Genomic DNA, 25,445 nt, shown 5'->3' with positions numbered 1-25,445 from the left:
CCGCCGTATACGCGAAAACGCGCATTGCGCGGGCATGAAGCGGCTCAACGCGCCTTGGTGCTCTGCTTCAGCAGCGCAAACTGCTTCTTCAGCCGGGGCACGGCGAAGTCGGTGAAGGCGCGCACCTTGGGCACCGAAAGCCGGCCCTGCGGGCAGATCAGATGCGCTGGCATCTCCGGATCCTCGTCGTCCGCCAGCACGATCTCGAGCTCGCGGCGCGAGACCTGCTCGGCCACTTGGTACGAATACATCCGCGCCACGCCGCGCCCGGCCACAGTGGAGGCCACTGCCGCATAGGTGCTGTTGACGACGAGCCGCGGGGTGAACTGCACGGTGCGCGGCGCCGATGAGCCCGGCTGCGGCGCAAAGGTCCAGGAATTGGGCAGATGCGCCATCGCGACGATCTGGTGTTTGGCGAGATCGCCCGGCTCGGTGATGCGCGGATGTTGTTTCAGGTAGCGGGGAGCTGCCACCACGACGCGGCTGATCCCGCCGACCCGCATCGCCAACATCGCCGAATCCGCCAGCGGACCGATGCGAAGCGCGATATCGACGCCTTCCTCGATCAGATTGACCGCACGGTCGAACAGCAGGAGTTTTGCCGATACGGTCGGATAGGCGTCGAGAAACGCGTCGAGGATCGGCCGCAGTACCATCTCGCCGGAGACCACCGGAGCGGTGATCGTGAGCAGACCACGCGGAGCCGTGCGCGGTCCGGCCGCGATGTCCTCGGCCTCCTCCAGATCGGTGAGCACGCGGCGGCAGATCGCGACATAACGCTCGCCTTCCTCGCTCAGCTTGATCGAGCGTGTCGTCCGGTGCAGCAGCTCGGCGCCGACCCGCTGCTCCAGAAAGGCGATGGCGCGGCTCACCGCAGCCGGCGATCGGCCGAGCTTGCGTCCTGCGGCAGCCAAGCTGCCCTCGTCCACCGCAAGGACAAACACCTTCATCGCGTCCAGACGATCCATGCGCTCGCCGCAGCCCCCTGAGATTTCGGCTGAAAGCTAGGCGTTTGCGCCGGCTGCGACAACCTCCGCAAGGATCGATCCGGCATTCGTTCGCGTCGCGAAAGAGTGTCTGCCGGGCAGCGGATATTCGCAAGCAAGCCGCCGCAGCGTACCTCAACGCCCAAGCCAGCCGCCGCTGGCGCAGGTTTTCAAGCCAACAACAGGAGCCCGTCATGGGTATCGAGCAGAAGGTCGCCATCATCACCGGTGCATCGCAGGGTATCGGCGCCGCCCTGGTCCAGGGTTTTCGCGATCGCAACTATCGCGTCGTCGCAACGGCGCGCTCCATCAAGCCGTCGGGTGACGACGACGTCCTCGCCGTTGCAGGCGACATCGCCGAGCGGTCCACCGCAGAGCGCGTGGTGTCGCAAGCGATCGCCCGCTTCGGCCGAGTCGACACGCTGGTCAACAACGCGGGCATCTTCGTCGCAAAACCGTTTACCCAGTACACGGCCGAGGACTATGCCGCAGTTATGGGCACCAATGTCGCGGGCTTCTTCAACATCACGCAGCTTGCCATCGCCGAAATGGAGAAGCAGGGGTCTGGCCACGTCGTCCAAATCACGACGACGCTGGTCGATCAGGCCAATTCGAATGTGCCCTCGGTGCTGGCCTCGCTGAGCAAGGGCGGGCTGAACGCCGCGACCAAGTCGCTCGCGATCGAATACGCCAGGCGCGGCATCCGCGTGAATGCGGTGTCGCCCGGCATCATCAAGTCGCCGATGCACCCGGTCGCGACGCATGCCCAGCTCGACGCATTGCACCCGGTCGGCCATATGGGGGAGATGTCTGACATCGTCGATGCCGTGCTCTATCTCGAGGGCGCCTCCTTTGTCACCGGCGAAATTCTGCATGTCGACGGCGGCCAGAGCGCCGGCCACTGAGCGAGGAGAACGACAATGCCCATCGTCACCATTCAAGTGACCCGCGAGGGAACGGCGCCGGTTGCGGCGTCGCTCACGGCGGAGGAGAAGGCCGCACTGATCAAGGGCTCGAGCGAGCTGCTGCGCGACGTGCTCGGCAAGCCGCTCGAGTCCACCTTCGTCGTGATCGAGGAGGTCGACACCGACAATTGGGGCTGGGGCGGCCTGCCCGTGCAGGAATTCCGCCGTCACCGCGCCGCCCAGGCAGGATGATCTGCACGCCGTCGCGCGCAAGAGGATGACATGACCTCGGCACGATCGTCAGCCCGCTCGTCACCGGCCATCTCGGCGACCGCTCGGGTTTTGGTCCCGCCCTTCGCGCAGGCGAGCTGCATCACCTGGCACTGGGCTTTGTCATGCTTTGAGCGAGCGACCTCAGCAACTCGGTTTGCTTCAGGACCAACTCGCATTGCTTTCGCGCATGCGTGCCCGACAGCTCAACCAACTCTGCCAGAGTCTTTGCACGCCCTAGCTCCCGCGCATACTCCAAGGTCGCGCCTGCATTGACCTTCATCAGTTCGAGCACGACGGTGCGACACTCGGCTGCCGTCCCAATCGCGTCGATGAGATCGCTTTCCACGACGACGGCTTCATTGGCCTCTGAACTCACACTGGCCAGCCGTGACTTTGCGAGGTCGTTGGCGTAGTTGAGCGTAGTGCTCATGCCGTCCAAAGCGCGGGCTTGATACTCCTTGACCATGTCCACGATGAGATCAGTGGTGGTGCTGCTCGGAGGTTCAGGTGTTGCAACGATGACGCTGGTAGCTTCTTGTACCGGAACAGTCATCGGAGCAGGTGCTTCTTGCGCGATCTGCGGCGCATCGTGCGGGAAGACGACGACTGGGCCCGGCGGCATGGCCAAGCCCTCGTCGACCGCACGGCTCACTTCCGCGGCCAGTTCCAGCAGCGAGCGACGCCCGGTGCGTGCAACGTCAGCAGGCAGCTTTGAGCGCGCCTTTCCCATAATCGTCCGACTCCTCGGCCAAGTGCGCCGCGATCCAACCCCACAAACTTACAATTTCGTCCGAAGCTTTGCCCGCCGGTGCGAACTCCGTCACGCCCAATCCCGCTCCGAGTGCATCCTGGTGATCGTTACGCTGCGCAATAAACGGGAGTGCAAGCACGCCGAGCGAGCTTAGTGATGTGGCAGCTTCGCTCAGCCGGCACCCTCGCGTCGGTGTCTGATTGAGGATGAAGGCAAATCGGCGGTTGAGCCTGCGAATGGCGATCAGTGTAGGAATTGCGGCTTCGATGTCGGCCGGGCTCGGGCGCGCCGGGATGAGACAGAGATCCGCGCAGGCGATGACGCGCGGCGCCAGGCTGTTGGTCGTGGCAGCTGTGTCGACGATGGCAAGCCAGACGCCTTCGGCCTTCAGCCGCGCGATCAACGGTTCGATCTCGGCAGGATCGGCAACGCGCTCGACGCGGGGATAGGGATGATCGCGGCGCTCTTTCCATTTCGAGATCGTACCTTGCGCGTCCGCCTCAATGAGAGCGACGCGCTCAGCGCGCTGCATTGCTGCCACCACCAGTCCAACGGACAGCGTACTCTTGCCGCTTCCGCCTTTTTGCGTGACCAGGGCAAGGACGTGCATGTCCTGCGCTCCCCTTAGATGGCAACGACGCGGAACTCAGACGTTGCCGGAAATAAACTTCTTGCAGCGCAAAAAATACTACCGCAAGTCGCGATTCGTCTCAAGCGAACGCGAGGCTATCCCGGTATCCTACGTAGCAAGATCAGGAATACTGCATCACGCCATCGTCGATCCGACCGAAGCGCAACGAGACGATGTCGAGCGCGTAGTTCTGGTGGAGCCGCCAGGGCCGCTTCGAGCCCTGCTTCGGCATTTTGGCGATCGAGCGCTGCACGTAGCCCGAGGTGAAATCGAGCGAAGGCTGCGCGGTGATGGTGGGATCATCGTTGTGCGGCATGCACTGGCGGAAATTGTGCCGGTCCATGTAATTGATGAGGCGGCAGACATATTCGCAGGTGAGGTCGCATTTCAGCGTCCAGGACGCGCTGGTGTAGCCGAAGGCCGAGGCCATGTTCGGCACCTCGGCATACATCATGCCCTTGTAGGTCAGCGTGTTGGCGAAATCGACGGAGCGGCCGTCGACGCTGACCTCGAGGCCACCGGCGACCTGGAGCACCAGCCCGGTCGCCGTCACGATGATGTCGGCCGCCAGCTCGCGGCCGTCCTTCAGGCGGATGCCGTCATGCGTGAAGGTGTCGATCTCGCTGGTGACGACGCTGGCGCGCTGCTCGCGGATCGCTTTGAAGAGGTCGCCGTCGGGCACGAGGCACAGCCGCTGGTCCCAGGGATTGTAGCGCGGCGTGAAGTGGGTCGCGACGTCGTAGTCCGGGCCGAGCGCGATCCTCACGCCCTTGAGGATGAGATCCTTCACCTTCGCCGGCCTGCGCCGGCTGAGCTGGAAGAAGAACATCCCCCACATCACGTTGCGCCAGCGGATCAGGTGATAGGCGAACTTCGCCGGCAGGTTGCGGCGCAGCTTGTTGGCGACGGGATCCTGCGCCGGCCGCGACACCACATAGGTCGGCGAGCGCTGCAGCATGGTGACCTGCTCCGCCTGCTTGGCGAGCTCCGGCACCAGCGTTACCGCTGTCGCGCCCGAGCCGATCACGACGACACGCTTGCCCGCGTAGTCGATGTCCTCGGTCCATTTCTGCGGATGCACGATGCGGCCGGCGAAATCAGCGACGCCCTTGAACTCCGGCGTATAGCCCGCTTCGTATTTGTAATAGCCTGAGCACATGAATAGAAAGTTGCAGGTGAAGCGCACCAGCTCGGTCGCGCCCTCGCCCGTGATGCGCTCGGCCTCGACGGTCCAGCGCGCATCCGGCGTCGACCACGCCGCGCGCTTGACGCGGTGGTGGAAGCGGATGTGCTTGTCGATGCCGTTCTCGCTAGCAGTCTCGCGCACGTAGTTCAGGATCTGCGGCCCGTCGGCGATCGCCTTCGGATCGGTCCACGGCTTGAACGAATAGCCGAGGGTGAACATGTCGCTGTCAGAGCGGATGCCGGGATAGCGGAAGAGGTCCCAGGTGCCGCCGATGCAATCGCGTCCCTCGAGGATGACGTAGCTCTTGGCCGGACACTTGGTCTGCAGATGATAGCCGGCGCCGATGCCTGATAGCCCGGCGCCGACGATCAGCACGTCGAAATGTTCTTGTTGCATGGTTTCCTCCGCCGGGGCGGATTGTCCGCCTGCCGCTGCTGGCCGTCAATCGGCAATCAACGTGCCGCAACTGCAAAGCGAATTGAATTCCATGCCCCGAAACAACAAAGCCCCGGATCGCTCCGGGGCTTTGCGTCGATGGTTGGTCGAACCGGTGGCTCAGTAGCGGTAGTGGTCCGATTTGTACGGGCCTTCCTGCTTCACGCCGATATAGTCGGCCTGGTCCTTGCGGAGCTCGGTGAGCTTGACGCCGATCTTGGAGAGGTGCAGGCGGGCGACCTTCTCGTCGAGCGTCTTGGGCAGCACGTAGACCTTCTTCTCGTACTTGCCGTCCTTGTTGTTGGCGAACAGCTCGATCTGCGCCAGCGTCTGGTTGGTGAAGGACGCCGACATCACGAAGGACGGATGGCCCATCGCGTTGCCGAGGTTCACGAGGCGGCCCTCCGACAGCAGGATGATGCGGTGCTTGTCGGGGAACTCGATCTCGTCGACCTGCGGCTTGATGTTGGTCCACTTCAGATTGCGCAGAGACGCGATCTGGATCTCGTTGTCAAAGTGGCCGATGTTGCAGACGATGGCGCGATCCTTCATCGCGCGCATGTGCTCGATGGTGATGATGTCCTTGTTGCCGGTGGCGGTGACGAAGATGTCGGCCCGCGGCGCGGCGTCTTCCATGGTCACGACCTCGTAGCCTTCCATCGCCGCCTGCAGCGCGCAGATCGGATCAACCTCGGAGACCATGACGCGGCAGCCGGCCTGGCGCAGCGAGGCGGCCGAGCCCTTGCCGACGTCGCCGAAGCCGGCGACCATCGCGACCTTGCCCGACAGCATCACGTCGGTGCCGCGGCGGATGCCGTCGACCAGCGATTCACGGCAGCCATAGAGGTTGTCGAACTTCGACTTGGTGACGCTGTCGTTGACGTTGATGGCCGGCCACAGCAGCGTGCCTGCCTTCTGCATGTCATAGAGACGATGCACGCCCGTCGTGGTCTCCTCGGAAACGCCCTTGATGCTGTTGGCGATCCCGGCGAAGTAGCCCTTCGGCTTTTCCTTGAGCTGCTTCTTCAGAAGCGCGAAGAACACTTCCTCTTCCTCGGAGCCGGGCTTGTCGAGGAAAGCGGTGTCGCCGTTCTCGGCGCGCAGACCGAGATGGACATACATGGTGGCGTCACCGCCGTCATCGAGGATCATGTTCGGGTGACCGCCGCCGTGCCAGTCGAACAGCTTGGCGGTGTAGTCCCAGTACTCGGTCAGCGTCTCGCCTTTGACGGCGAAGACGGGAATGCCGGCGGCGGCGATCGCAGCGGCAGCGTGATCCTGCGTCGAATAGATGTTGCAGGAGACCCAGCGGATGTCGGCGCCGAGCGCGGCGAGCGTCTCGATCAACACGCCGGTCTGGATCGTCATGTGCAGCGAGCCGGCGATGCGCGCGCCCTTCAGCGGCTGCTTCGGGCCGTACTCCTCGCGGGTGGCCATCAGGCCAGGCATCTCGGTCTCGGCCAGCGAGAGCTCCTTGCGGCCGAAATCGGCGAGCGAAATGTCCTTGACGATGTAATCGGTGAAGCCGGGCTTCGCGTTCATGAGAGGTTCCTGTTTGTTTGGCCCGTCATTCCGGGGCGCTCGTGACACGAGCGAACCCGGAATTCGGAGGTTCGAGATTCCGGATTCGCCGCCGTCGCGGCGCCCCGGAATGACGCAAGAGAACTAGAGCGCGCGCTTGAGCTGCTCGACGAGGTCGGTCTTCTCCCAGGAGAAGCCGCCCTCATTGTCGGGCGTGCGGCCGAAATGGCCGTAGGCCGAGGTGCGCGCGTAGATCGGCCGGTTGAGATCGAGATGAGTGCGGATGCCGCGCGGGGTGAGGTCCATCGCCTTGGCGGCGGCCTTCTCGAGCTGGTCTTCCGAAACCTTACCGGTGCCGTGGGTGTCAATGTAGATCGACAGCGGGCGCGCCACGCCGATGGCGTAGGCGAGCTGCAGGGTGCAGCGGTCGGCAAGACCGGCGGCGACGATGTTCTTGGCGACGTAGCGCGCAGCATAGGCCGCGGAGCGGTCGACCTTGGTCGGATCCTTGCCGGAGAACGCGCCGCCGCCGTGCGGGGCCGCACCGCCATAGGTGTCGACGATGATCTTGCGGCCGGTCAGGCCGGAATCGCCGTCGGGACCGCCGATGTAGAACTTGCCGGTGGGGTTGATGTGCCAGATCGTCTTCGCGGTGATCCAGTCCTTCGGCAGCGCCTCGCGCACATAGGGCTCGACGATCTCGCGAACCTGGTTCGAGCTGAGGTCGGGAACCAGATGCTGGTGCGACACGACGATCTCGCGCACGCCGACCGGCTTGCCGTTCTCGTACTGCACGGTGACCTGGCTCTTGGAGTCCGGACCCAGCACCTTCTCCTTGCCGGAGTGGCGGGCTTCCGAGATCAGGCGCAGGATCTTGTGGGCGTAGAAGATCGGCGCCGGCATCAGATCGGGCGTCTCGTTGGTGGCGTAGCCGAACATGATGCCCTGGTCGCCCGCGCCTTCTTCCTTGACCTCGCCCGGCTGCAGCGCATCGACGCCCTGGGCGATGTCGGCCGATTGCGGGTGCAGGAGGATCTCGATGTCGCAGGTCTTCCAGTGGAAGCCTTCCTGCTCATAGCCGATGTCCTTGATCGCGCCGCGCACGACGCCCTCGATCTGCTCGTTGGTCACCGACTTCGGGCCGCGGGTCTCGCCGGCGATCACCACCTTGTTGGTGGTCGCGAGCGTCTCGCAGGCGGCGCGGATCTGCCAGGGGTCGATGCCCGCCTTAGGCCCTTCACGGTAGAACAGGTCGACGATCTCATCGGAGATCCGGTCACAGACCTTGTCCGGATGGCCCTCGGACACGGACTCGCTGGTGAAGAGATAGGACGCGCGCATCAGTAACCCCTTGTTCCGCCGCTAGCCGGCGGGCGTTTGCGATGTTTACTTTTGATGATGTCAATCACGCCGGCGCGAGATGACGTAGGATTCGTCGAGAAACCAGAGCCCGTTGTACTTCCGCAGCACATCCCTGGCGGCATCCAGAGTGCGGCCGTTTTGAGTCATTTCTGTCAATCGGTCGTCCTCAATCTGAGCGACATACACCGCCGCATTCCACGCTGCAAAGGCCGTCGAGGTTCCGATGGTGCCGGTGACCTCGTTGGGCAGAGCTTCCATATCATACCTGAAGATCGAACGATTGTCCGCGTATGCATTAAAATTTAAGTCGCGGCCCACCGATCCAAGTTCATACTTAACGGCACGCAGTAGCTCATGACGGCTGACTGAGAAAGGATTTTCTCCCGGCCAGATCGCCTGGATCATTTCCATGCCCGGATCCTGCCCATGGGAGTGGATACCGATCAGCCTGCCGCCCGGCCGCAGCGCCCGCGCCAGAGGTGCAATGATCCGCTTGGCCCGGAAATTGACCGATGACAGGGCCCGGTACGGCTGGGATGCGATGACGAGGTCGAAATTGGCCTCAGTCTGGCCTGGCCGCGGAATGGTCGAATCCAGCAGGAACCTGTGGTCCTCGCGATAGAGCACGAGGACGACCGGCCGCTCGTAGAGCGGCATGGCCGTGCGCGGGCTGATCGCAGCGCGCCAGTTCTGCTCCAGAAACGGCCTCAGCTCCGCGATCTGCTGCTCGAACTCGCCCGACGAAGCGCCGCGGAGCGGCACCTCGTGCCAGACGGTGGCGGCCGCCGCGGCGGGCGACGCTGGCGTCAGCCAGGGCGCCTCCGCGTAGAACATGTTGGTGAACACAAACACCGATGCCGGGTGCTCGAAAATGCGGTCCGGCACCTTCTCCAGCGTCAGGCGCAAATCCTCCAGGCTGAGCTCCTTGCCCGCGACGTAGAACGGCATGTGCGGAAAGCGCTGGTGCGTGGCGCGCAGCACCCGCGCCAGCACCGTTCCGTCGCCGACGCCGGCGTCGAACAGGCGCAGCGCCGGCGGGCGCGGATGGATCGAGGCAAGCTCCAGCGCGACGCGGTCCGCGATCACCCGCTTTTCGCTGCAGGTGTGGACGAACAGCAGGTATTTCTGGCGGTTCTCGAAGAAGCGGAAATTGCCTCGTGGATCGCGCTTCTCGGGCGGTACCTGAAGTCCCCGCGGCGGCGGCACGCCGCCGGCCATCGACGCCGCCATATAGGCCTGGATCCGCTCCAGCGTGTCGATGGTGATGCGCTTTCCCTCGCGCAGGCGGTGCACCAGCTTCCCATCGTTCACCGCGCGCCGGCCGAACGTCGATTCCGCCATGTCCGCCTTGCGGCAGAAGTCGGTGATCTGGCTCAGGATTTCGTCGTTCTTCATGAGTGGGAAATCGGTGGGCAGACGGATTGGGACCAATCTCCTAGCAAAATCTGCCCACTGAGGGAATAGCGGATCCAAGCGCCTCCTTCATAGTTTGCTCCGGCCGCGAGCCGCGCCCCACTCTGGCCCCGCCGAGCAACAACTGGCGCTTCTCCTCTGATCGCCTCCTTACCGTGCGCGCCTGCCCGGTCGCCCTGCTCGCCGCGCTCCTGTGGTCCGCCCGCGGTCGCGCAGGCACGCGCAATCAGCTCGAGCCGAGCTGCACGGCGGACACGACGCCGGCAGACAAGATGATCAATGCCTGCGAAGGAATCATCGCATGGGAGGTGCAGGGGCACGGCCCGCCGAGCGGCACGAGCTCAATCGCGGCAAAGCCAGGCGCGGCAAGGTGATCTCGACCCCGAAGAACAAGCACGTGCCCATGGTCGAACTCCTCTCTGTGGGGGTCTATCTGGCGGAGAAGTGACTCGTGCCCCGACGCAGCGCAGCGCTTTTCAGCGGTGCGCTGCAGAGCTGAGGCCTATAGCTCCGCGCAGCAAGTCGAGCAGCATGGGTCCCGGCTCTGCGCAGCAACGCTGGAGCGTTGCTGCGCGTCCGGGACACGGGTGAGCCTTAACGGCGGAGCCTTACTGCCCCCACACTTCCTTCGCGATCTCGACCGCGAGGCTGAGCTTGGCCCACTGCTCCTCCTCGGAGAGGATGTTGCCCTCTTCCGTCGAGGCAAAGCCACATTGCGGCGACAGCGCGAGCTGCTCCAAGGGCGCGAACTTGGCGGCTTCTTCCAGGCGGCGCTTGATGTCGTCCTTCTTCTCGAGCTCGCCGAACTTCGAGGTGATGACGCCGACCACGACGACCTTGTTGCCCTTGGGCAGGAAGCGCAGCGGCTCGAAACCGCCGGCGCGGTCGCTGTCGTACTCCAGGAAGTAGCCGTCGTAATTGGTGCCGGCGAGCATGGTCTCGGCCACCGGCTCGTAGCCACCCGAGGAAATCCAGGTCGAGCGGAAATTACCGCGGCAGACGTGGGTCGTCACCACCATGTCGGCCGGCTTCTCCGCCAGCGCGTAGTTGATGATGCGCGCATAGATCTGTTGCAGCCCATCCGGATTATCGCCGCGCTCGCGTGCCTTCTGCAATTCGTCCTGCGAGCAGAGATAGGCCCAGACGGTGTCGTCGAACTGGAGATAGCGGCAGCCGGCGTCGTAGAACGCCTTCACGGCCTTGCGGTAGGTCTTGCCGAGATCTTCGTAGAAGGCGTCGAGATCGGGATAGACGTCCTTGGAGATCGACTTGCGTCCGCCGCGGAAGTGGAGCACTGCCGGCGAAGGGATCGTCATCTTGGCGGTGACGTGAGCCTGGTCGGCGACCTTCTTCAGGAAGCGGAAGTGGTCCAGCATCGGGTGGCTGTCTGGAAAGTCGAGCTTGCCGATGACGCGGACCGCATCGTGACGGGTCTGCACGCCCGTGAACTGGATGCCGGTGTCGGGGTGAAACAGCTCGCAGCCGGTGAGCTTGGCCAGGAAGTCGAAATGCCACCAGGAGCGGCGGAATTCGCCGTCGGTCGCGAGCTTCAGCCCGATCGAGGCCTGCTTGTGCACGACCTTCTCGATCTCCATGTCCTCGATCTTGCGCAGATCGTCGGCCGAGATCTCGCCCTTCTCCAGCCGGCTACGGGCTTCCTTGATCTTGAGCGGACGCAGGAGGCTGCCGACCTCGTCGGCGCGGAAGGGGGCTGTGGTTCGCTGCATGTGTTACTCCCTGGACATCTTAGTGGGCCGCCGCCCCGGCGACGCCGAGATGGCGCTCCAGGACAGAGGGGTCGGTCTTCAGCGCGGCGCTCGGAGCGTCGTGGACGATCGTTCCGCGCTCCAATATCACAACGCGATCGGCGAGCCCCAGAATCTTTTGGGCATTCTGCTCTACGATGATCGAGCAGATACCTCCGGACCGGGTGATGGTCCCGATCGCCTTCAAGAGTTCCTCGACGATGATGGGCGCAAGGCCCTCCATCGGCTCGTCCAGCAGCAGGACTTTCGGATTGAGGGTAAGTGCGCGACCGATCGCCAGCATCTGCTGCTCGCCGCCGGAGAGCTGGTTGCCGAAATTGCTCCGCCGCTCCTTCAGCCGCGGGAACATCTCGTACACCTTCTCGACCGTCCAGGGACCGGGCTGCGCTACGGCGGTCATGTTCTCTTCCACCGTTAGCGAGCGGAAGATGTTGCGCTCCTGCGGCACCCAGCCGATGCCGGCGCGCGCCCGCTGGTCGGGCCGCATCGCCGTCACATCGGTGCCGGCCAGCGCAATGGAGCCTGCGAAGCGGCGCGTGACGCCGACGATGGAGTTGATCAGCGTGGTCTTGCCGGTGCCGTTGCGCCCGAGCAGCGCCAGCACCTGTCCTTCGGCGAGGCGGAGCGTCATCTTCGGCAGCACCACCGCCTCGCCGTAGCCGGCGCGAAGCGAATCGATCGCGAGCAGGTCAGACATCGACCGCCTCCTCGCCGAGATAGACCGCCTTCACCTGCGGATCGCGCGCGACCTCTTCGGGCGGGCCTTCGGTCAGCAGCGCGCCCGAGACCAGCACCGAGATGCGATCAGCAAAGGAGAACACAAGGTCCATGTCGTGCTCGATCAGGAGCACGGTGACGTCCCGCGGCAGGCTGCCCACGACGGCGAGAATGTCGTGGCGCTCGCTCTCGGGCACGCCGGCGGCGGGCTCGTCGAGCAGCAGCACGCGCGGCTTGGCCGCAATGGCCACCGCGATCTCGAGCAGGCGCTGCTTACCGTAGGGCAGCGTCACGGTCTCTTCGTTCATGACGTCGAGCAGATGGAAGCGGGAGAGCAGATCGGCGGTCTCGCCATTGACGTCACTGCGCGTGCCCATCCGTCGCCACCAGTCGCCGCCATGGCCGAGGCGCTCGGAGACCGCGAGCCCGATGGTCTCCAGGGGAGTCAGGTCCGGGTAGAGCTGGTTGATCTGGAACGTGCGCGACAACCCGCGCAGCACGCGCTTGTGCACCGGCAGATCGGTGATGTCCTGGCCTTCGAGCAGGATGCGGCCCGAGTTCGGCTTCAGCACGCCCGTGAGCTGGTTGATGACCGTGGTCTTGCCGGCACCGTTCGGACCGATCAGCGCGTGGCGGGCGCCCTGCTCGACCTTCAAGGACAGATCGCGGGTGACGCGCAGGCCGCCGAACTGCTTTTCGAGATTCTGGGTTTCGAGCGCGATAGTCATGAATCGCTCTCCGGCACGGCAACGATCGCCTTGCGCCCCGCAATCCGCCTGATGATCAGGTTCGGCACATACAGCACCCAGCGATGCAGGCGCTGGCGGCCGACCAGCACGATCACGACCAGCACGAGCCCGATCCAGAACTGCCAATATTGCGGCGTGATGGTCGAGAACAATTCCTGGAGCATGCGGAAGATCACCGCGCCGATCAGCCCGCCGTAGAGATAGCCGGTGCCGCCGATCACGAGCACCAGCATCAGGTCCGCGGAGCGCTCCATGGAAAACACGTCCAGCGAGGCTATCGCGGTCGTCTGGGTGAACAGCGCCCCGGCAATGCCGGCATAGAACGCAGCCAGCGTATAGATCGCGATCAGGCGACGGTTGACCGGAATGCCAATGGCGGCGGCACGGAGCGGATTGTTCTTGATGGCGCGCAGCGACAGGCCGAACGGGGAATGCACGACGCGGCGGGCGAACAGGAACAGCAGGAACAACACGGCGAGCGAATAGAAGAAGCCGGCCTTGCCGAACATGTCGAACGGGATCTGGCCGAAGATCGGCTGCATCTCGATGCCCTGCAGGCCGTCGGTCCCGCCGGTGATATTGGAGAAGCGCTCGGCGAGCGCTTCCAGCAGCAGCGCAATGCCGAGCGTCACCATCAGGCGCGTCAGGTCGACGCCGCGGATCACCAGGAAGCTGGTGGCAAAGCCGAGCACCATGGCGGCAAGGCCGGCGACGATCAGCGCCAGCACGGGCTCCTTGACGATGCCGTGCAGCGCCAGCAGCCCCGCGGCATAGGCGCCGACGCCGAAGAAGGCGGCATGGCCCAGCGAAACGATGCCGGCATAGCCGAGGATGAGATCGAGCGACATCGCGAACAGCGCGAGGCGCAGGATGTCGGTCATGATCAGATAGCGCGACGGAAATGCGAAGCCGCAGGCCAGCACGATCAGCCAGAAGGCGATTTCGCCGTAGTGCCAGCGCGCCTGGCGCTGGGCATGGTAGCCGACGTCGGAAGCAGCGCTCATCGGTGAACTCAACGCGCGGCCGTGCGGCCGAACAGGCCGTTCGGACGCCAGATCAGGATCACGATCATGATGGTGTAGATCACGAAGGGGCCCATCTTCGGCACGTAATATTTGCCGGCGACGTCGCCGATGCCGAGCAGCAGCGAGGCGAGGAACGGGCCCGTTATCGAGGAGGAGCCGCCGACGGTGACCACGATCAGGAAGTAGATCATGAACTTCAGCGGGAAATACGGATCGAGGCCGAGGATCTCGGCGCTGAGCGCGCCGCCGAGGCCGGCGAGCCCGCAACCGAAGGCAAAAGTGAAGGCGAATACCTGCGGCACGTTGATGCCGAGACCGCTCGCGGCGCGGGGGTCATCGACCGCCGCCCGCAGGCGGCTGCCGAAACGTGTCTTCGCCAGCACCATTTGAAGCGCGATGGTCAGCAGGCCGCAGATCACGATGATCATCAGCCGGTAGCGGCCGATACCGACGCCGAACAGATCGAACTGGCCTTGGAGCGCGGCGGGCAAATTGATGAAGACCCGCGAGGATCCCTGGATGTAATCGACGGCTGCCACCGACATGAAGGTCAGGCCGATCGTGAACAGCACCTGGTCGAGATGGCTGCGGGCGTAGAGATGACGGTACAGCGTCCGTTCGAGCGCGATGCCGATCGCAGCCGAGGAGACGAAAGCGAGCGGCAAAGCGGCGAAGAACGGCCAACCCATCCGGTTGACCAGCACCATGCAGATATAGCCCCCCGCCATCGCGAAGGCGCCGTGGGCGAGATTGACGAAGTTCATCAGGCCCAGCGTGACCGCGAGCCCGCAGGCGAGCACGAACAGCAGCATGCCGTAAGCGACGCCATCGAACAGGTTGGTGAGGATTGCGGTCATCAGCAGTCGAGGGTCATCTCAAGTGTGGCCAAGGGCCGTGCTGCACTCCCTCTCCCGCTTGCGGGAGAGGGTTGGGGAGAGGGTCTTTCCACTTGGAGGATTCACGACGACGAGAGAACCCTCACCCGGCGCTCCGCGTCGACCTCTCCCGCAGGGCAGGCGGGAGAGGTGAGGAGAGCCCCGGGATGACGCGCTTTCGCGCGTCACTTCTTGGTCTTGCCGAGATCCTTGACCGCCTCGAAGGTCGCGAATTCGACATTGTAGAGTTCGCCATCCACTTTCTCGACCTTGCGGATGTAGATGTTCTGCACGATGTCGCGGGTCTCGGGGTCGATCGAGATCGGACCGCGCGGGCTCTCCCACTTCTGGCCCTTCATGGCCTCGATCAGCTTGTCGCCGTTGGTGTCGCCACCTGTCTTCTTCAGCGCCTCGTAGATCAGGTGGATGCCGTCATAGCCGCCCACGGCCATGAAGCCCGGACGGTTGCCGAAGGCCTTCTTGTAGGCCGCGACGAAATCCTTGTTCATCTGCGAGGGGTGCGCCGCGGAATAGAGATGCGCGGTGACCGTGCCGAGCACGGCGTCGCCCATGTTGTTGAGCAGATCGTCGTCGGTGACGTCGCCCGGCCCGATCACCTTGATGCCGGCCTTGTCGAGGCCACGCTCGGCATATTGCTTCATGAAGTTGCCGCCCTGGCCCGCCGGCACGAACACGAAGATCGCGTCCGGCTTTGCGTCCTTCATGCGCTGCAGGAACGGAGCGAAGTCGGGGTTCTGCAGCGGCACCTTGACTTCTTCGACCACCTCACCGCCGCCGGCCGTGAAATGCTGCTTGAAGAAGTTGAGGGCGTCATTGCCCGGCGCGTAGTCCGAGGTCAGCGTCGCGACCTTCTTGATGCCGTTCTTCACCGCCCAATCGCCGATGATGGTCGAGGACTGCGCCAGCGTGAAGCTGGTGCGCACGATATAGGGCGAACGTTCGGTGATAATGGAGGTGCCGGCCGCCATCACGACTTCAGGAATCTTGGCCTGGGTAGCCAGCGGCGCGGCGGCGAGCGCGGCCGGCGTCACGCCGAAGCCGGCGATGAAGTTGACCTTGTCGTTGACGATCAGCTCCTGCGCGGCAGTCTTGGTCTTATCCGGGATCGCCGCGTCGTCCTTGACGATGATTTCGATCTTCTTGCCGGCGACGGTGTCGCCCTTCTGCTGCATGTAGAGCTTGATCGCGTTCTCGATCTGCTTGCCGGTCGAGGCCTGGCCGCCGGTCATCGGCAGGATCAGCCCGATCTTGACCGTGTCTTGCGCCTTGGCAGGCGCGACGGCCGCGAGGCCCGCGATCGCAACGACCGCTGCGGTGCGTAAAAAAATCCTGCGTTCGAACATCAGATGTCCCTCCCCTTCATTCCTCACCTCTTGTGCGGCGGACCGAGTACCCGGTCCTTGCCGCGCTTCACTCACGGACAAGCCATGCCGTGCGGCCACATGGCGTCCTCTGTAACCCCGTTGTCAATCGAACGTTGGGCGACCATTAGGCGCAAGCCGCGCAATCTGCCTCAACAACGGCGGAGAGCTATTTGTACGATTGTACAAATGAAATGGTCCTGTCAACGAAAAAGCCCTGTGACACTGGGCCGGAGGGCGATGGCTTTGCCACCCTACGAGGGCCGCACCACACCGGGGATGGAGGATTCAGTCTCTCATTTGCAGAATCCGGACATCTTAAGTGCGTCCGTGGCATGCCCCGTCCTACGATCCGTCCAATGACAAATACCCGGTGTATACCGTACCAACAGCGGCGACCCCATCAAGTACAAAATATGCCTATTATAATACCTTCTTTGTATACAGCTTTGCCCTCCCTCGAATAGGCCAATTTTACCTATTGAGAGATATGGTTGCCGCTAACGCCTATGGCGCTCCACCATCCGCGCCCCGTCGGGGGCACGACCAGAGATATTCATGCGTTCTCGCTCGCTTTCGATCGCCGCCGCACTCGCCCTGCTCAATCTCGCAGGCTGCGGGACGGTCAACGAGAAGCTCTCCGCCGGGATGGGCGACTACGTCCCGCAATGGGCCGGCGGCCTGCCCGCTGATGCGCCGCCGCGGCCCGGCACGCCGCAATACGATGCCTACATGAAGGAGCGCGAGCGCAAGCGGCTGATGCCGGCGACCGATCGCGAGAAGGAAGAACAGGCCCAGAAGGGCGCGACGGGGACGACGTCGGCTGGCGCGGGGCGCTGAGGAAGCGGATGGCGAACAGGGAGTAGCGAATAGGGCGCGCTCCCCCTGCACTCACCATTCGTCCCCCATTCGCTAATCCACGAACACCACGGTCTTGCGGCCGTTGAGGATGACGCGGTCGTCGAGATGGTAGCGGATGGCCCGGGCCAACACGCGGCGCTCGATGTCACGGCCTTTGCGGACCAGATCTTCCGGCGTGTCGCGATGGCTGATGCGCTCGACGTCCTGGTCGATGATCGGGCCCTCGTCGAGGTCGCGCGTGACGTAATGCGCGGTGGCGCCGATCAGCTTGACGCCGCGCTCATGGGCCTGGTGATAGGGCTTGGCACCCTTGAAGCCCGGCAGGAATGAGTGGTGGATGTTGATGCAGCGCCCCGACAGCTTTGCCGAGAGATCGTCGGACAGGATCTGCATGTAACGGGCGAGCACCACCAGATCGGTCTTCGTCTTGCCGACGAGGTCCATGATCTGTGTCTCCTGCTCGCGCTTGGTCTCCTTGGTGACGGGCAAATGGTGGAAGGGGATGCCGCCGAAATCGAGCCCGGCATAGACCTCGCGCGGGTGGTTGGAGACGATCGCGGTCGGAATCATCGGCAATTCGCCGGTTCGCCAGCGATAGAGGATGTCGACCAGGCAGTGATCGGACTTCGACACCAGCAGCATCACCTTGCGATGCGCAGCGCGGTCGCGCATCTGCCATTCCATGCCGAAACGCTCGGCGATCGCGGCGAAGCCGGTCTGCAGTGCCGCGAGTTCCACGGCAAGATCGGCCGCTGTGAAAACCACCCGCATGAAGAACTTCTTGGTCTCGACGTCGTCGAACTGCTGGGCGTCGAGGATGTTCTGTCCGTTATGAGCGAGAAACGTCGAGACCGCCGAGACGATGCCTGGGCGATCCGGACAGGACAGGGTCAGGACGTATTGATGGTCGGGCAAGGCTCGGCTCTTGATGAAGGTTTGTGCAGCGGAACGATCCAGCGGATTGCGCCCTGCTCTAGCACCGACCCGCCCTTGCGCCAATCCCAACCGCGGAGTCAGGATGAACGGACAATTGCGAATTCTCAACGGAGCATACCCATGGCCGACCGCTTGAACGGCTACCGCATCCTGATCCTGGAAACGCGCGAGGAGGCGCAGTTTTCCAAGCTTCTGGCCGAGCAAGGCGCCGAGGTCGTGCAATGCCCGATGTTCACCATCCATGATGCGCCGGACCCGGCTCCAGTCGAGGCCTGGATCCGCCGCGCCATCGACAAGCCCTTCGACGATCTCGTGCTGATGACCGGCGAAGGCCTGCGCCGCATCATGAAGCTCGCCCGTGCCCGCGGCCTCGACGCCGCCCTTGTCGCGGTGCTCGCCAAAGCGCAAAAATTCACCCGCGGCCCGAAGCCGGGCAAGGCACTGCGCGAGATCGGCCTCGAGGCGCAGCAGACCACGGAGAAGCCGACTACCGAAGGCGTGATCGAGATGCTGGCCAGACTCGACCTGAAGGGGCGGCGCCTCGGTCTGCAGCTCTATCCCGACAAGGATCATAGCGCGCTGACCGGCGCGCTGGCCGCGCAAGGCGCCGACGTCGATACGGTGCTGCCCTACGTCTACGATTCCAAGGCTGCCGATGCCAACATCGTCGCCGCCATTGACGACATGGCAGAGGGACGCATCGACTCGATCGCCCTGACCAATCTCGGCCAGGTCCGCCGGCTGATCGAGGTTGCCAAGGCGCGCGGCAGCGAGACGAAGCTGCGCGCAGGTCTCGAACGCACGCTGATCGCATCGGTCGGCCCGGCCGTTTCCGGCGAGCTAGCAGCGCATGGCTTGCGCGCGGACGTCTCGCCCGCCGACGAAGCCTATTTCATGCGTCCTCTGATCTCGGCCATGGCAAGTGCGTTGGCCGACAGGAAAGCGGCCAGCGCGGCGAGGTAAGAGCCGAGCGCGGGGGCGGCCTGCGGCGACTGCGATTGACACCGGCATCGCCAGCGTTAGGTTGCGCCACAGCAAGAAGAAACAACAAGGTTAAGGAAATCGCCGTGACACGCGTCATCGCGTCGTGAGCGCCACTGCACGACCTTCGGCGCTCGCGCCATTCCGCATCCGCAACTACCGCTTCCAGTGGCCGTCCGATCTGCTCACCTCCTGGGCCTTCGAGGTCGAGACGCTGGTGCTCGGCTGGTACGTCATCGTCGAGACCGGCTCGGTGCTGCTGCTCACGCTGCTGGCTTCACTCCAGTTCGTCGGAACATTGGTCGCGCCCGTGTTCGGCATGATCGGCGACCGGATCGGCCATCGCGATCTCCTGGTCGTCATGCGCCTTGCCTATGCGGCGCTGTCGTCGACCATCATGGTCCTGGCGCTGAGCGGTCATCTGTCGCCGCTGAGCGTCATGATCATCGTCACGATCATGGGCTTGATCCGCCCCTCCGATCTCGGCGTTCGCGGCGCGCTGCTCGCCGATATCATGCCGGCCGAGCAGCTGGTGGGCGCCATCAGTGTTGCGCGCACGACCCAGGACAGCGCGCGCATTGCCGGAGCGTTGACGGGGGCCGGGCTGTTCGCCGTGCTCGGTATCGGCCTCGTTTATGTGGCGATCGCCTGCCTTTACTTCACGGCGGCGCTTCTCATGCTCTGCCTGACCCGGCCGAAAAGGACCGTCACCACGAGCGATCTTCCCGCAAGCAGCCACACCGTTTCGCGGCTGCTTGGCGACCTCAAAGAGGGGATCGTCTATGCCTGGAACGGGCCGGCAATGCGCGCGGCGCTGTGCGTCGCTTTTCTGGCGAATCTCACCGCATTTCCTTTCACGGGCGGATTGTTGCCCTACATCGCGCGGGAGATCTTTCACACTGATCAGACCGGCCTAGGATATCTCTCGGCGAGCTTCGCCGTCGGCTCGCTAATCGGCTCCATCACGCTCAGCCTGGTCAGTGGCGTACGCATTGCCCGGCTCCTGATCGGCGCAACGCTGGCCTGGTACGCCATGCTGCTGGTGTTCGTCGAGGTCAGGACGATGCCGGTGGCGATGGCCTGCCTCGTCCTCGCCGGTATTGCCCAGAGCATGTCGATGATCTCGGCTGCCGTCATCCTGATGCGCACCGCGAGCGCACACCTGCGCGGCCGTGTCATGGGCGTGCGCATGATGGTGATCTATGGCTTGCCGATCGGACTGCTCGCGGCCGGCAGCCTGATCGACGTCATCGGCTATTCCGCGACGGGCTCGCTTTATGCCGGCGCAGGATTCGTCGCGATGGTGGCAATCGCGATCCGCTGGCGCGCCGATCTGTGGCCGGCGCACGCGCCGGCCAATGCGCGATGACGGCGTCCCCGTAACGACGTCAGACCTCCACCGGCGGCGATCTCAGAGGAAGCAACGCCGCCACCCGCGAATCGCGCAAATAGAGACCGCCCCAGGCAAGACCAGCAAGATAGACGCCGAACAGCATATGGCTGAAGAGCGGGTTGCCGACCCGCAAGTGAACAGCCACCGTGCCGCCCATATAGGCGGTCAGCAGGATCGCACCGAGCACGGCCGTTCGCGGGAGGCCGTAGAGCGCGGTGCAGGCCAGCGCCACCACGCCCAGCGCGCGGGCCAGATCGGCCGACGGGGGATAGCCGAGCTCGGCGGTCGCGTTGATCACGACGTCCAGCGGGACGAGCTTCATCCCGGCATCAAACAGCATGAAGGCAATCACGAGCCCGCTCATGACGGAGCCGGCCACATGTCTCGACTTGGACATCGTCATCACCTACGACGCCTTCCCCTTGAGAAGCGCGACGATGGCCATCGCATGGCCATGGCCAAGGCCGAACTCGTCCTTGAGCGCGGCCACGATGGCACCCGCTTTCACGCCGGCGGCCAATCCCGCCCCGGTCGAAAAACCCCGGTCCTTGCCCCATTTGCGAAACTGGTCCGGGCTCTTGCCGGTCTTGGCCTGGATATTGTCGAGATAGGCCTTAAAACTCACCGCAGCGCTCCTCCGATGTTTGCTCCACCAGCGCGGCCGGAGCGATCCAGGCATATTGCGATCAGGACGTAGTCGTCTTGTATGAAAACGACAATTGCGGCCGCTCGCGCGAGAGGCGCGCAGGCGTCATGCCGATCAGTTGCCTGACCGAGCGGGTAAGATGGGCCTGATCGAAATAGCCGGCGCCCGATGTCGCGTCGAGAACGGAGCTGCCGCTCACCAGCAAGACCGCGGCGCGACGCGCCCGCTCGATCTGCTGATGGCTGCTGAACGTCATGCCCGTAACGCGGCGAAAGTGGCGCTGAACCGAACGCCGGCTCATCCAGTCGACGTCGCCGTCGATCGCAGCATCGGTCGCGTGGCTGCGTGCGATGACACCCGCGCGCGCCATGCGAGCGACGAGACTTTCCGCATCGTCATAGCCTGGAATGTCCCAGCTCAGACCCGAAAACAGAAAACGGCCGTTGGGCAGCACCGGCAACTGCATGTTTTGATGGTCGATCAGTGCGCTCGTCGGTATCTCCGGCAGGTAGGTTCCCAGCCGAAACCGGATCGCGAGCCATTCGCCGCTCGCGGGACATTCGACGAGTGTCCCGCGGGTGACCGGCCCTCGGAGCGTCACCGCCAGAAGCTCCGGGAGCCTGGTGACCACAAGCTCGATATTTCCCTCGGCCATCGACAGGAACGAGCCGCCACGCCGGCTCCGGCTGCGCCATACCCGCTCGACGTAAGGCGAGTCCGACGCGCGATGGTCGAACTCTATGAGCACGGAAGCACCGGGAATGCGCAGATCATCGCTCCTCCCCGTAGCTCCCGAGCCGCGCGATATCGAGGATCGTGACCCCGCCATATTCCAGCCGCAGCAGCCCCTCCTTCTCCAGCCGGTTCAGCGCGCGGTTGGCGTTCTGGCGGGACATGCCGGAGAGCGCGCCGATCTCCTCCTGGGTGATCTCCAGATGCGCGGTCGATTCCGGATAGAGGATCGGGTTGAACAGCGAGGCGATGCTGCGGGCGAGGCGCGCGGTGGCATCGAGCGTGCGGTTGACCTCGAGCATGCCGATGAACTGGCCCAGCCGCTCGTTGAGCTGGCGCACCAGGAAGCGGTTGAAGCCGACGCTGTTCTCGAACAGCCACATGAAGGCGCTGCGTTCCATCAGCGCGATGCGGCTGTCGCGCAGCGCGACCACGTCGTAGCGGCGCGGCTCGTTCTTGAGCACGCTGCCCTCGCCGAACCAGGCCCCTGCCGTCAGCCCGGCAAGGCTGGTCTCCTTGCCGTCGCGCGAGACCCCGCCCATACGGGCAAGGCCGCCCACCATGCCGGCCCAATAGGCAAAAATATCACCGCGCATGAACACGCTCTCGCCGGTGCCGTAGGACCGTTCCGTAATTCCGGCGCGCGCGACCTCGATCTCGGCTGGTGTGAGCTCACGCGACCAGGCGGCAATGCGCTTCAGATGATCCTCTGAAATCATGATCTCGAAGCCAGCCGCACCGTTCAGTCACCCCATGCTCCTGTTGCACTGCAACAGAATCGCTTCGGCCATCCATCCGACGAAAGATGAAGACCCGCTCGGCCCGACAACTTTGTCGCAGAATTGTCAGGCCGGAGACATTTCAAAATAGCGCTTTCCCCTATTGAGGACCACCTCGGGCGATGCGGCTTTTGATCCCTCACGGGAACGAAGGTGGCGCTGGTGCGGTCGAGACCAATAGCTGCATGGTCTGGCCGGCACGACCGTACTAGGATCGCCTGACAGGAACGGAAGAGCGCCAATCAAGCGCCATCACCGGGAGGGATTCGTTTGGTGGCTACCAGTCTCGAAGTGCGCGGCGTGTCCTTACGATTCGGCGGCGTCCGCGCGCTGACCGACGTCAGCTTCGCCATCAGGGAAGGCGAGCTGTTCTCGATCATCGGCCCCAACGGCGCCGGCAAGACCTCGATCGTGAACTGTATTTCCGGTCGCTATAAGCCGACCGAAGGCCAGCTGTTCTATCAGGACCGCGACATCACCGGCTTGACGCCGAATGCCCGCGCCTCACTCGGCGTCGGCCGCACCTTCCAGAATCTCGCGCTATTCCACCACATGAGCGTGCTCGACAACATCATGGTCGGCCGCCATCACCTCTTGAAGAACAATTTCCTCACGGGCTCGCTGTACTGGCTCACCGGCGCGCGCAAGGAGGAGCTCGAGCACCGTCGCAAGGTGGAAGAGATCATCGACTTCCTCGATCTGCAGCCGGTGCGCAAGGCCACCGCCGGCACCCTCCCCTACGGCCTGCGCAAGCGCGTGGAGCTCGCCCGCGCTATGGCGCTGGAGCCGCGCCTGATCCTCCTCGACGAACCGATGGCCGGCATGAATTTCGAGGAGAAGGAAGACATGGCCCGCTACATCGTCGATCTCAACGAGGAGTTCGGGATGACGGTGGTGATGATCGAGCACGACATGGGCGTGGTGATGGATATCTCGCATCGCGTCATGGTGCTGGATTTCGGCAAGAAGATCGCCGAGGGCGATCCGGCGAAAGTGCTCGCCGATCCGCACGTCAGGCGTGCCTATCTCGGCGAAGAGGACGAGGTGCTTGTCGATCCCGATGATGCCTCTCCGGCGCAGGAGAGCGCGGCATGATGGATTATGCGGGCCGCGTCGCGCAGGCCGACACCTATCCGAAGATGCTCCGGCTCAATGCCAGGGAGCACGGCAACGAGATCGCAATGCGCGAGAAGGATCTCGGGCTCTGGCGCATCTTCACCTGGAACGACTATCAGGCCCGCGTGCGGGATTTCGCGCTCGGGCTCGTCGAACTCGGGCTCGGCCGCGGCGATGTCATCGGCATTATCGGCGACAATCGGCCAGACTGGATCGCGGCGGAAGTGGCGACACACGCCATTGGCGGCCTCAGCCTCGGGCTCTATCGCGACGTGCTGGACGAGGAAGCCTCCTATCTCCTCAACTATGGCGAGGCGCAGCTAGTCTTCGCCGAGGACGAGGAGCAAGTCGACAAGCTGCTCATCCTCGCCGAGCGCGTGCCGAAGCTGAAGCACATCATCTATTCCGATCCGCGCGGGATGCGAAAATACGACGACCCGCGTCTGATGTCGGCGGAGAAGTTTGCCGCGCTTGGCCGTGCCCGCGCCGCGCGCGAGCCGGAGCTCTACGACAAGCTGGTCGATGCCACCCAGGGCGAGGACGTCGCGATCCTCTGCACCACGTCCGGCACCACCTCGCATCCGAAACTCGCGATGCTCGCCGCCGGCCGCGTGCTCGGCCATTGCGCGACCTATCTCGCCTTCGACCCCAAGGGTCCCGACGACGAATATGTCTCGGTGCTGCCGCTGCCCTGGATCATGGAACAGGTCTACGTGCTCGGCAAAGGTCTGCTCTGCCGGATGAAGATCAATTTCGTCGAAGAGCCCGACACGATGATGAATGATCTGCGCGAGATCGCACCGACCTTCGTACTGTTCGCCCCTCGGGTCTGGGAATCCATTGCCGCGGACGTCCGTGCCAGGGTGATGGACGCAACGCCCTTCAAGCAGCGCCTGTTCGACATCGGCATGAAGTCGGGACTCGCCGCGCTGGAACAGGGCAAACGCTCCGGCTTTGCCGATGCGATCCTGTTTCGCGCGCTGCGCGATCGCCTCGGCTTCACCCGGTTGCGCTCGGCCGCGACCGGCGGCGCGGCGCTCGGGCCTGACACCTTCAAGTTCTTCCAGGCCATGGGCGTGCCGCTGCGCACGCTCTACGGTCAGACCGAGCTGCTCGGGGCCTACACGCTGCATCCCGAGGGCAAGGTCGATCCTGATACCACCGGCGTACCGATGGCCGACAATGTCGAGATCCGTATCGACAATGCCGACGTCCACGGCGTCGGCGAGATCGTCGTGCGGCACCCCAACATGTTCCTCGGCTACTACAAGAACCCCGAGGCCAGCGTCGCCGACATCAAGGACGGCTGGATGTGCTCGGGCGACGCCGGCTATTTCAACGCCAACCACCAGCTCGTCGTGATCGACCGCATCAAGGATCTCGCCGAGACCTCCCGCGGCGAGCGCTTCTCGCCGCAATTCATCGAGAACAAGCTGAAATTCTCGCCCTATATCGCCGAAGCCGTGGTGCTTGGGGCCGGCCGCGACGCGCTCGCGGCAATGATCTGCATCCGCTACTCCATCATCTCGAAATGGGCGGAAAAGAACCGCCTCTCCTTCACGACCTACAGCGACCTCGCCTCACGGCCGGAGGTCTACGCGCTGCTGCAGAAGGAGGTCGAGACCGTCAACGCCACGCTGCCGCCGGCCCAGCGCATCTCGCGCTTCCTGCTGCTCTACAAGGAGCTCGACGCCGACGACGGCGAGCTCACCCGGACGCGAAAGGTGCGCCGCGGCGTCATCAACGAGAAATACGCCGGCATCATCGATGCCATCTACCGCGGCGATTCCGACATCCCCGTCGACACCGTGATCCGCTTCCAGGACGGCACCACGCAGCGGGTGCGAACGACGCTGCGCGTGGTGGACCTCGGCGGGCACGGGCACATGGCGGAGGCTGCGGAGTGATACAGATCCTCGTCATGCGCGGGCTTGACCCGCACATCCATCCTCTTCCGAACAGTCTTCCTTCCTCATCGATGGATTGCCGGGTCAAGCCCGGCAATGACGGGCTGAGTCACCCAA

At 64.1% G+C, this 25,445-nt stretch carries 26 protein-coding genes; 8 read left to right on the top strand and 18 right to left on the bottom strand.

From position 1 onward, the window contains the following. Positions 1 to 44 precede the first annotated feature (44 nt). Positions 45 to 968 (bottom strand): LysR family transcriptional regulator, encoded by a 924-nt coding sequence (locus ACTEK7_RS30955; RefSeq protein ID WP_036029935.1) that lies wholly within the window; start codon positions 966 to 968, stop codon positions 45 to 47. 212 nt (positions 969 to 1,180) lie between these two features. Here ACTEK7_RS30955 and ACTEK7_RS30950 point away from each other — a divergent pair, with 212 nt between their 5' ends. Next, positions 1,181 to 1,891, top strand: a complete 711-nt coding sequence (locus tag ACTEK7_RS30950) for an SDR family NAD(P)-dependent oxidoreductase (RefSeq protein WP_036015767.1) — start codon at positions 1,181 to 1,183, stop codon at positions 1,889 to 1,891. Between the two features lie 15 nt (positions 1,892 to 1,906). Next, positions 1,907 to 2,143: a tautomerase family protein gene (locus ACTEK7_RS30945; protein ID WP_225148277.1), complete on the top strand. Its 237-nt coding sequence runs from the start codon at positions 1,907 to 1,909 to the stop codon at positions 2,141 to 2,143. 121 nt (positions 2,144 to 2,264) lie between these two features. Here the strand turns inward: ACTEK7_RS30945 and ACTEK7_RS30940 are convergent, their stop codons facing one another. The 6 genes from ACTEK7_RS30940 to ACTEK7_RS30915 all read right to left on the bottom strand — a co-directional run bounded on the left by ACTEK7_RS30940 (position 2,265) and on the right by ACTEK7_RS30915 (position 9,445). Next, entirely contained in the window at positions 2,265 to 2,894 is a 630-nt protein-coding gene (locus ACTEK7_RS30940) for a phasin family protein (protein ID WP_225148276.1), read from the bottom strand. Then, positions 2,863 to 3,525, bottom strand: a complete 663-nt coding sequence (locus ACTEK7_RS30935) for a nucleotide-binding protein (protein WP_225148275.1) — start codon at positions 3,523 to 3,525, stop codon at positions 2,863 to 2,865. The genes ACTEK7_RS30940 and ACTEK7_RS30935 overlap by 32 nt, the downstream gene beginning before the upstream one ends. Positions 3,526 to 3,667: 142 nt before the next feature. Next, on the bottom strand, positions 3,668 to 5,128 hold the full coding sequence (locus ACTEK7_RS30930; protein WP_225148274.1) for a flavin-containing monooxygenase: 1,461 nt from the start codon (positions 5,126 to 5,128) through the stop codon (positions 3,668 to 3,670). Between the two features lie 159 nt (positions 5,129 to 5,287). Next, on the bottom strand, positions 5,288 to 6,709 hold the full coding sequence (gene ahcY, locus ACTEK7_RS30925) for an adenosylhomocysteinase (RefSeq protein ID WP_036015760.1): 1,422 nt from the start codon (positions 6,707 to 6,709) through the stop codon (positions 5,288 to 5,290). 123 nt (positions 6,710 to 6,832) lie between these two features. Next, on the bottom strand, positions 6,833 to 8,029 hold the full coding sequence (metK, locus tag ACTEK7_RS30920) for a methionine adenosyltransferase (RefSeq protein WP_036015759.1): 1,197 nt from the start codon (positions 8,027 to 8,029) through the stop codon (positions 6,833 to 6,835). 60 nt (positions 8,030 to 8,089) lie between these two features. After that, on the bottom strand, positions 8,090 to 9,445 hold the full coding sequence (locus tag ACTEK7_RS30915) for a hypothetical protein (protein WP_057028724.1): 1,356 nt from the start codon (positions 9,443 to 9,445) through the stop codon (positions 8,090 to 8,092). A 319-nt stretch (positions 9,446 to 9,764) separates the two neighbouring features. Between ACTEK7_RS30915 and ACTEK7_RS30910 the strand changes: the two genes are divergently transcribed. Then, complete coding sequence (locus ACTEK7_RS30910) at positions 9,765 to 9,911, top strand: hypothetical protein (protein WP_157784118.1); 147 nt, start codon at positions 9,765 to 9,767, stop codon at positions 9,909 to 9,911. 160 nt (positions 9,912 to 10,071) lie between these two features. Here the strand turns inward: ACTEK7_RS30910 and ACTEK7_RS30905 are convergent, their stop codons facing one another. The 6 genes from ACTEK7_RS30905 to ACTEK7_RS30880 all read right to left on the bottom strand — a co-directional run bounded on the left by ACTEK7_RS30905 (position 10,072) and on the right by ACTEK7_RS30880 (position 15,959). Then, positions 10,072 to 11,190, bottom strand: a complete 1,119-nt coding sequence (locus tag ACTEK7_RS30905) for a cobalamin-independent methionine synthase II family protein (RefSeq protein WP_036015736.1) — start codon at positions 11,188 to 11,190, stop codon at positions 10,072 to 10,074. Positions 11,191 to 11,209: 19 nt separating this feature from the next. Next, on the bottom strand, positions 11,210 to 11,926 hold the full coding sequence (locus tag ACTEK7_RS30900) for an ABC transporter ATP-binding protein (protein ID WP_036029900.1): 717 nt from the start codon (positions 11,924 to 11,926) through the stop codon (positions 11,210 to 11,212). Further along, positions 11,919 to 12,674: an ABC transporter ATP-binding protein gene (locus ACTEK7_RS30895; protein WP_036015732.1), complete on the bottom strand. Its 756-nt coding sequence runs from the start codon at positions 12,672 to 12,674 to the stop codon at positions 11,919 to 11,921. Before ACTEK7_RS30895 ends, ACTEK7_RS30900 begins: the two co-directional genes overlap by 8 nt. After that, positions 12,671 to 13,699 (bottom strand): branched-chain amino acid ABC transporter permease, encoded by a 1,029-nt coding sequence (locus ACTEK7_RS30890; RefSeq protein ID WP_225148273.1) that lies wholly within the window; start codon positions 13,697 to 13,699, stop codon positions 12,671 to 12,673. The genes ACTEK7_RS30895 and ACTEK7_RS30890 overlap by 4 nt, the downstream gene beginning before the upstream one ends. A gap of 8 nt (positions 13,700 to 13,707) precedes the next feature. Then, positions 13,708 to 14,577 (bottom strand): branched-chain amino acid ABC transporter permease, encoded by an 870-nt coding sequence (locus ACTEK7_RS30885; RefSeq protein ID WP_036015727.1) that lies wholly within the window; start codon positions 14,575 to 14,577, stop codon positions 13,708 to 13,710. A gap of 203 nt (positions 14,578 to 14,780) precedes the next feature. Then, positions 14,781 to 15,959: an ABC transporter substrate-binding protein gene (locus ACTEK7_RS30880; protein WP_036015725.1), complete on the bottom strand. Its 1,179-nt coding sequence runs from the start codon at positions 15,957 to 15,959 to the stop codon at positions 14,781 to 14,783. A gap of 576 nt (positions 15,960 to 16,535) precedes the next feature. Here ACTEK7_RS30880 and ACTEK7_RS30875 point away from each other — a divergent pair. Further along, the gene (locus ACTEK7_RS30875) at positions 16,536 to 16,817 is read left to right on the top strand and encodes a hypothetical protein (RefSeq protein WP_036015722.1); all 282 of its coding nucleotides are present in this window, start codon (positions 16,536 to 16,538) and stop codon (positions 16,815 to 16,817) included. A 72-nt stretch (positions 16,818 to 16,889) separates the two neighbouring features. Here the strand turns inward: ACTEK7_RS30875 and purU are convergent, their stop codons facing one another. Next, the gene (gene purU, locus ACTEK7_RS30870; protein WP_036015720.1) at positions 16,890 to 17,753 is read right to left on the bottom strand and encodes a formyltetrahydrofolate deformylase; all 864 of its coding nucleotides are present in this window, start codon (positions 17,751 to 17,753) and stop codon (positions 16,890 to 16,892) included. Between the two features lie 141 nt (positions 17,754 to 17,894). Between purU and ACTEK7_RS30865 the strand changes: the two genes are divergently transcribed. Together ACTEK7_RS30865 and ACTEK7_RS30860 are read left to right on the top strand one after the other, a co-directional pair. Further along, positions 17,895 to 18,737: a uroporphyrinogen-III synthase gene (locus ACTEK7_RS30865; protein WP_225148272.1), complete on the top strand. Its 843-nt coding sequence runs from the start codon at positions 17,895 to 17,897 to the stop codon at positions 18,735 to 18,737. Between the two features lie 124 nt (positions 18,738 to 18,861). Continuing rightward, positions 18,862 to 20,124 (top strand): MFS transporter, encoded by a 1,263-nt coding sequence (locus ACTEK7_RS30860; RefSeq protein WP_225148271.1) that lies wholly within the window; start codon positions 18,862 to 18,864, stop codon positions 20,122 to 20,124. A 19-nt stretch (positions 20,125 to 20,143) separates the two neighbouring features. On the opposite strand, the gene ACTEK7_RS30855 is transcribed toward ACTEK7_RS30860, so the two are convergent. From ACTEK7_RS30855 to ACTEK7_RS30840, 4 genes are all read right to left on the bottom strand, one after another. Continuing rightward, positions 20,144 to 20,545, bottom strand: a complete 402-nt coding sequence (locus tag ACTEK7_RS30855) for a DoxX family protein (protein ID WP_370058344.1) — start codon at positions 20,543 to 20,545, stop codon at positions 20,144 to 20,146. A 9-nt stretch (positions 20,546 to 20,554) separates the two neighbouring features. After that, positions 20,555 to 20,773: a DUF4287 domain-containing protein gene (locus ACTEK7_RS30850; protein ID WP_036015710.1), complete on the bottom strand. Its 219-nt coding sequence runs from the start codon at positions 20,771 to 20,773 to the stop codon at positions 20,555 to 20,557. Between the two features lie 61 nt (positions 20,774 to 20,834). Further along, complete coding sequence (locus tag ACTEK7_RS30845; RefSeq protein WP_225148270.1) at positions 20,835 to 21,542, bottom strand: helix-turn-helix domain-containing protein; 708 nt, start codon at positions 21,540 to 21,542, stop codon at positions 20,835 to 20,837. 22 nt (positions 21,543 to 21,564) lie between these two features. Then, entirely contained in the window at positions 21,565 to 22,245 is a 681-nt protein-coding gene (locus ACTEK7_RS30840; RefSeq protein WP_036015705.1) for a Crp/Fnr family transcriptional regulator, read from the bottom strand. Positions 22,246 to 22,578: 333 nt separating this feature from the next. Here ACTEK7_RS30840 and ACTEK7_RS30835 point away from each other — a divergent pair, with 333 nt between their 5' ends. Next, complete coding sequence (locus ACTEK7_RS30835) at positions 22,579 to 23,400, top strand: ABC transporter ATP-binding protein (protein WP_225148269.1); 822 nt, start codon at positions 22,579 to 22,581, stop codon at positions 23,398 to 23,400. After that, entirely contained in the window at positions 23,397 to 25,328 is a 1,932-nt protein-coding gene (locus ACTEK7_RS30830; protein WP_225148268.1) for a long-chain fatty acid--CoA ligase, read from the top strand. The genes ACTEK7_RS30835 and ACTEK7_RS30830 overlap by 4 nt, the downstream gene beginning before the upstream one ends. The last annotated feature ends 117 nt before the right edge of the window (positions 25,329 to 25,445 follow it).

The organism is Bradyrhizobium sp. JHI2711, from assembly GCF_056156565.1.
The sequence above is the reverse complement of the archived record's forward strand: the minus strand, read 5'-3'. Positions and strand labels throughout refer to the sequence as shown.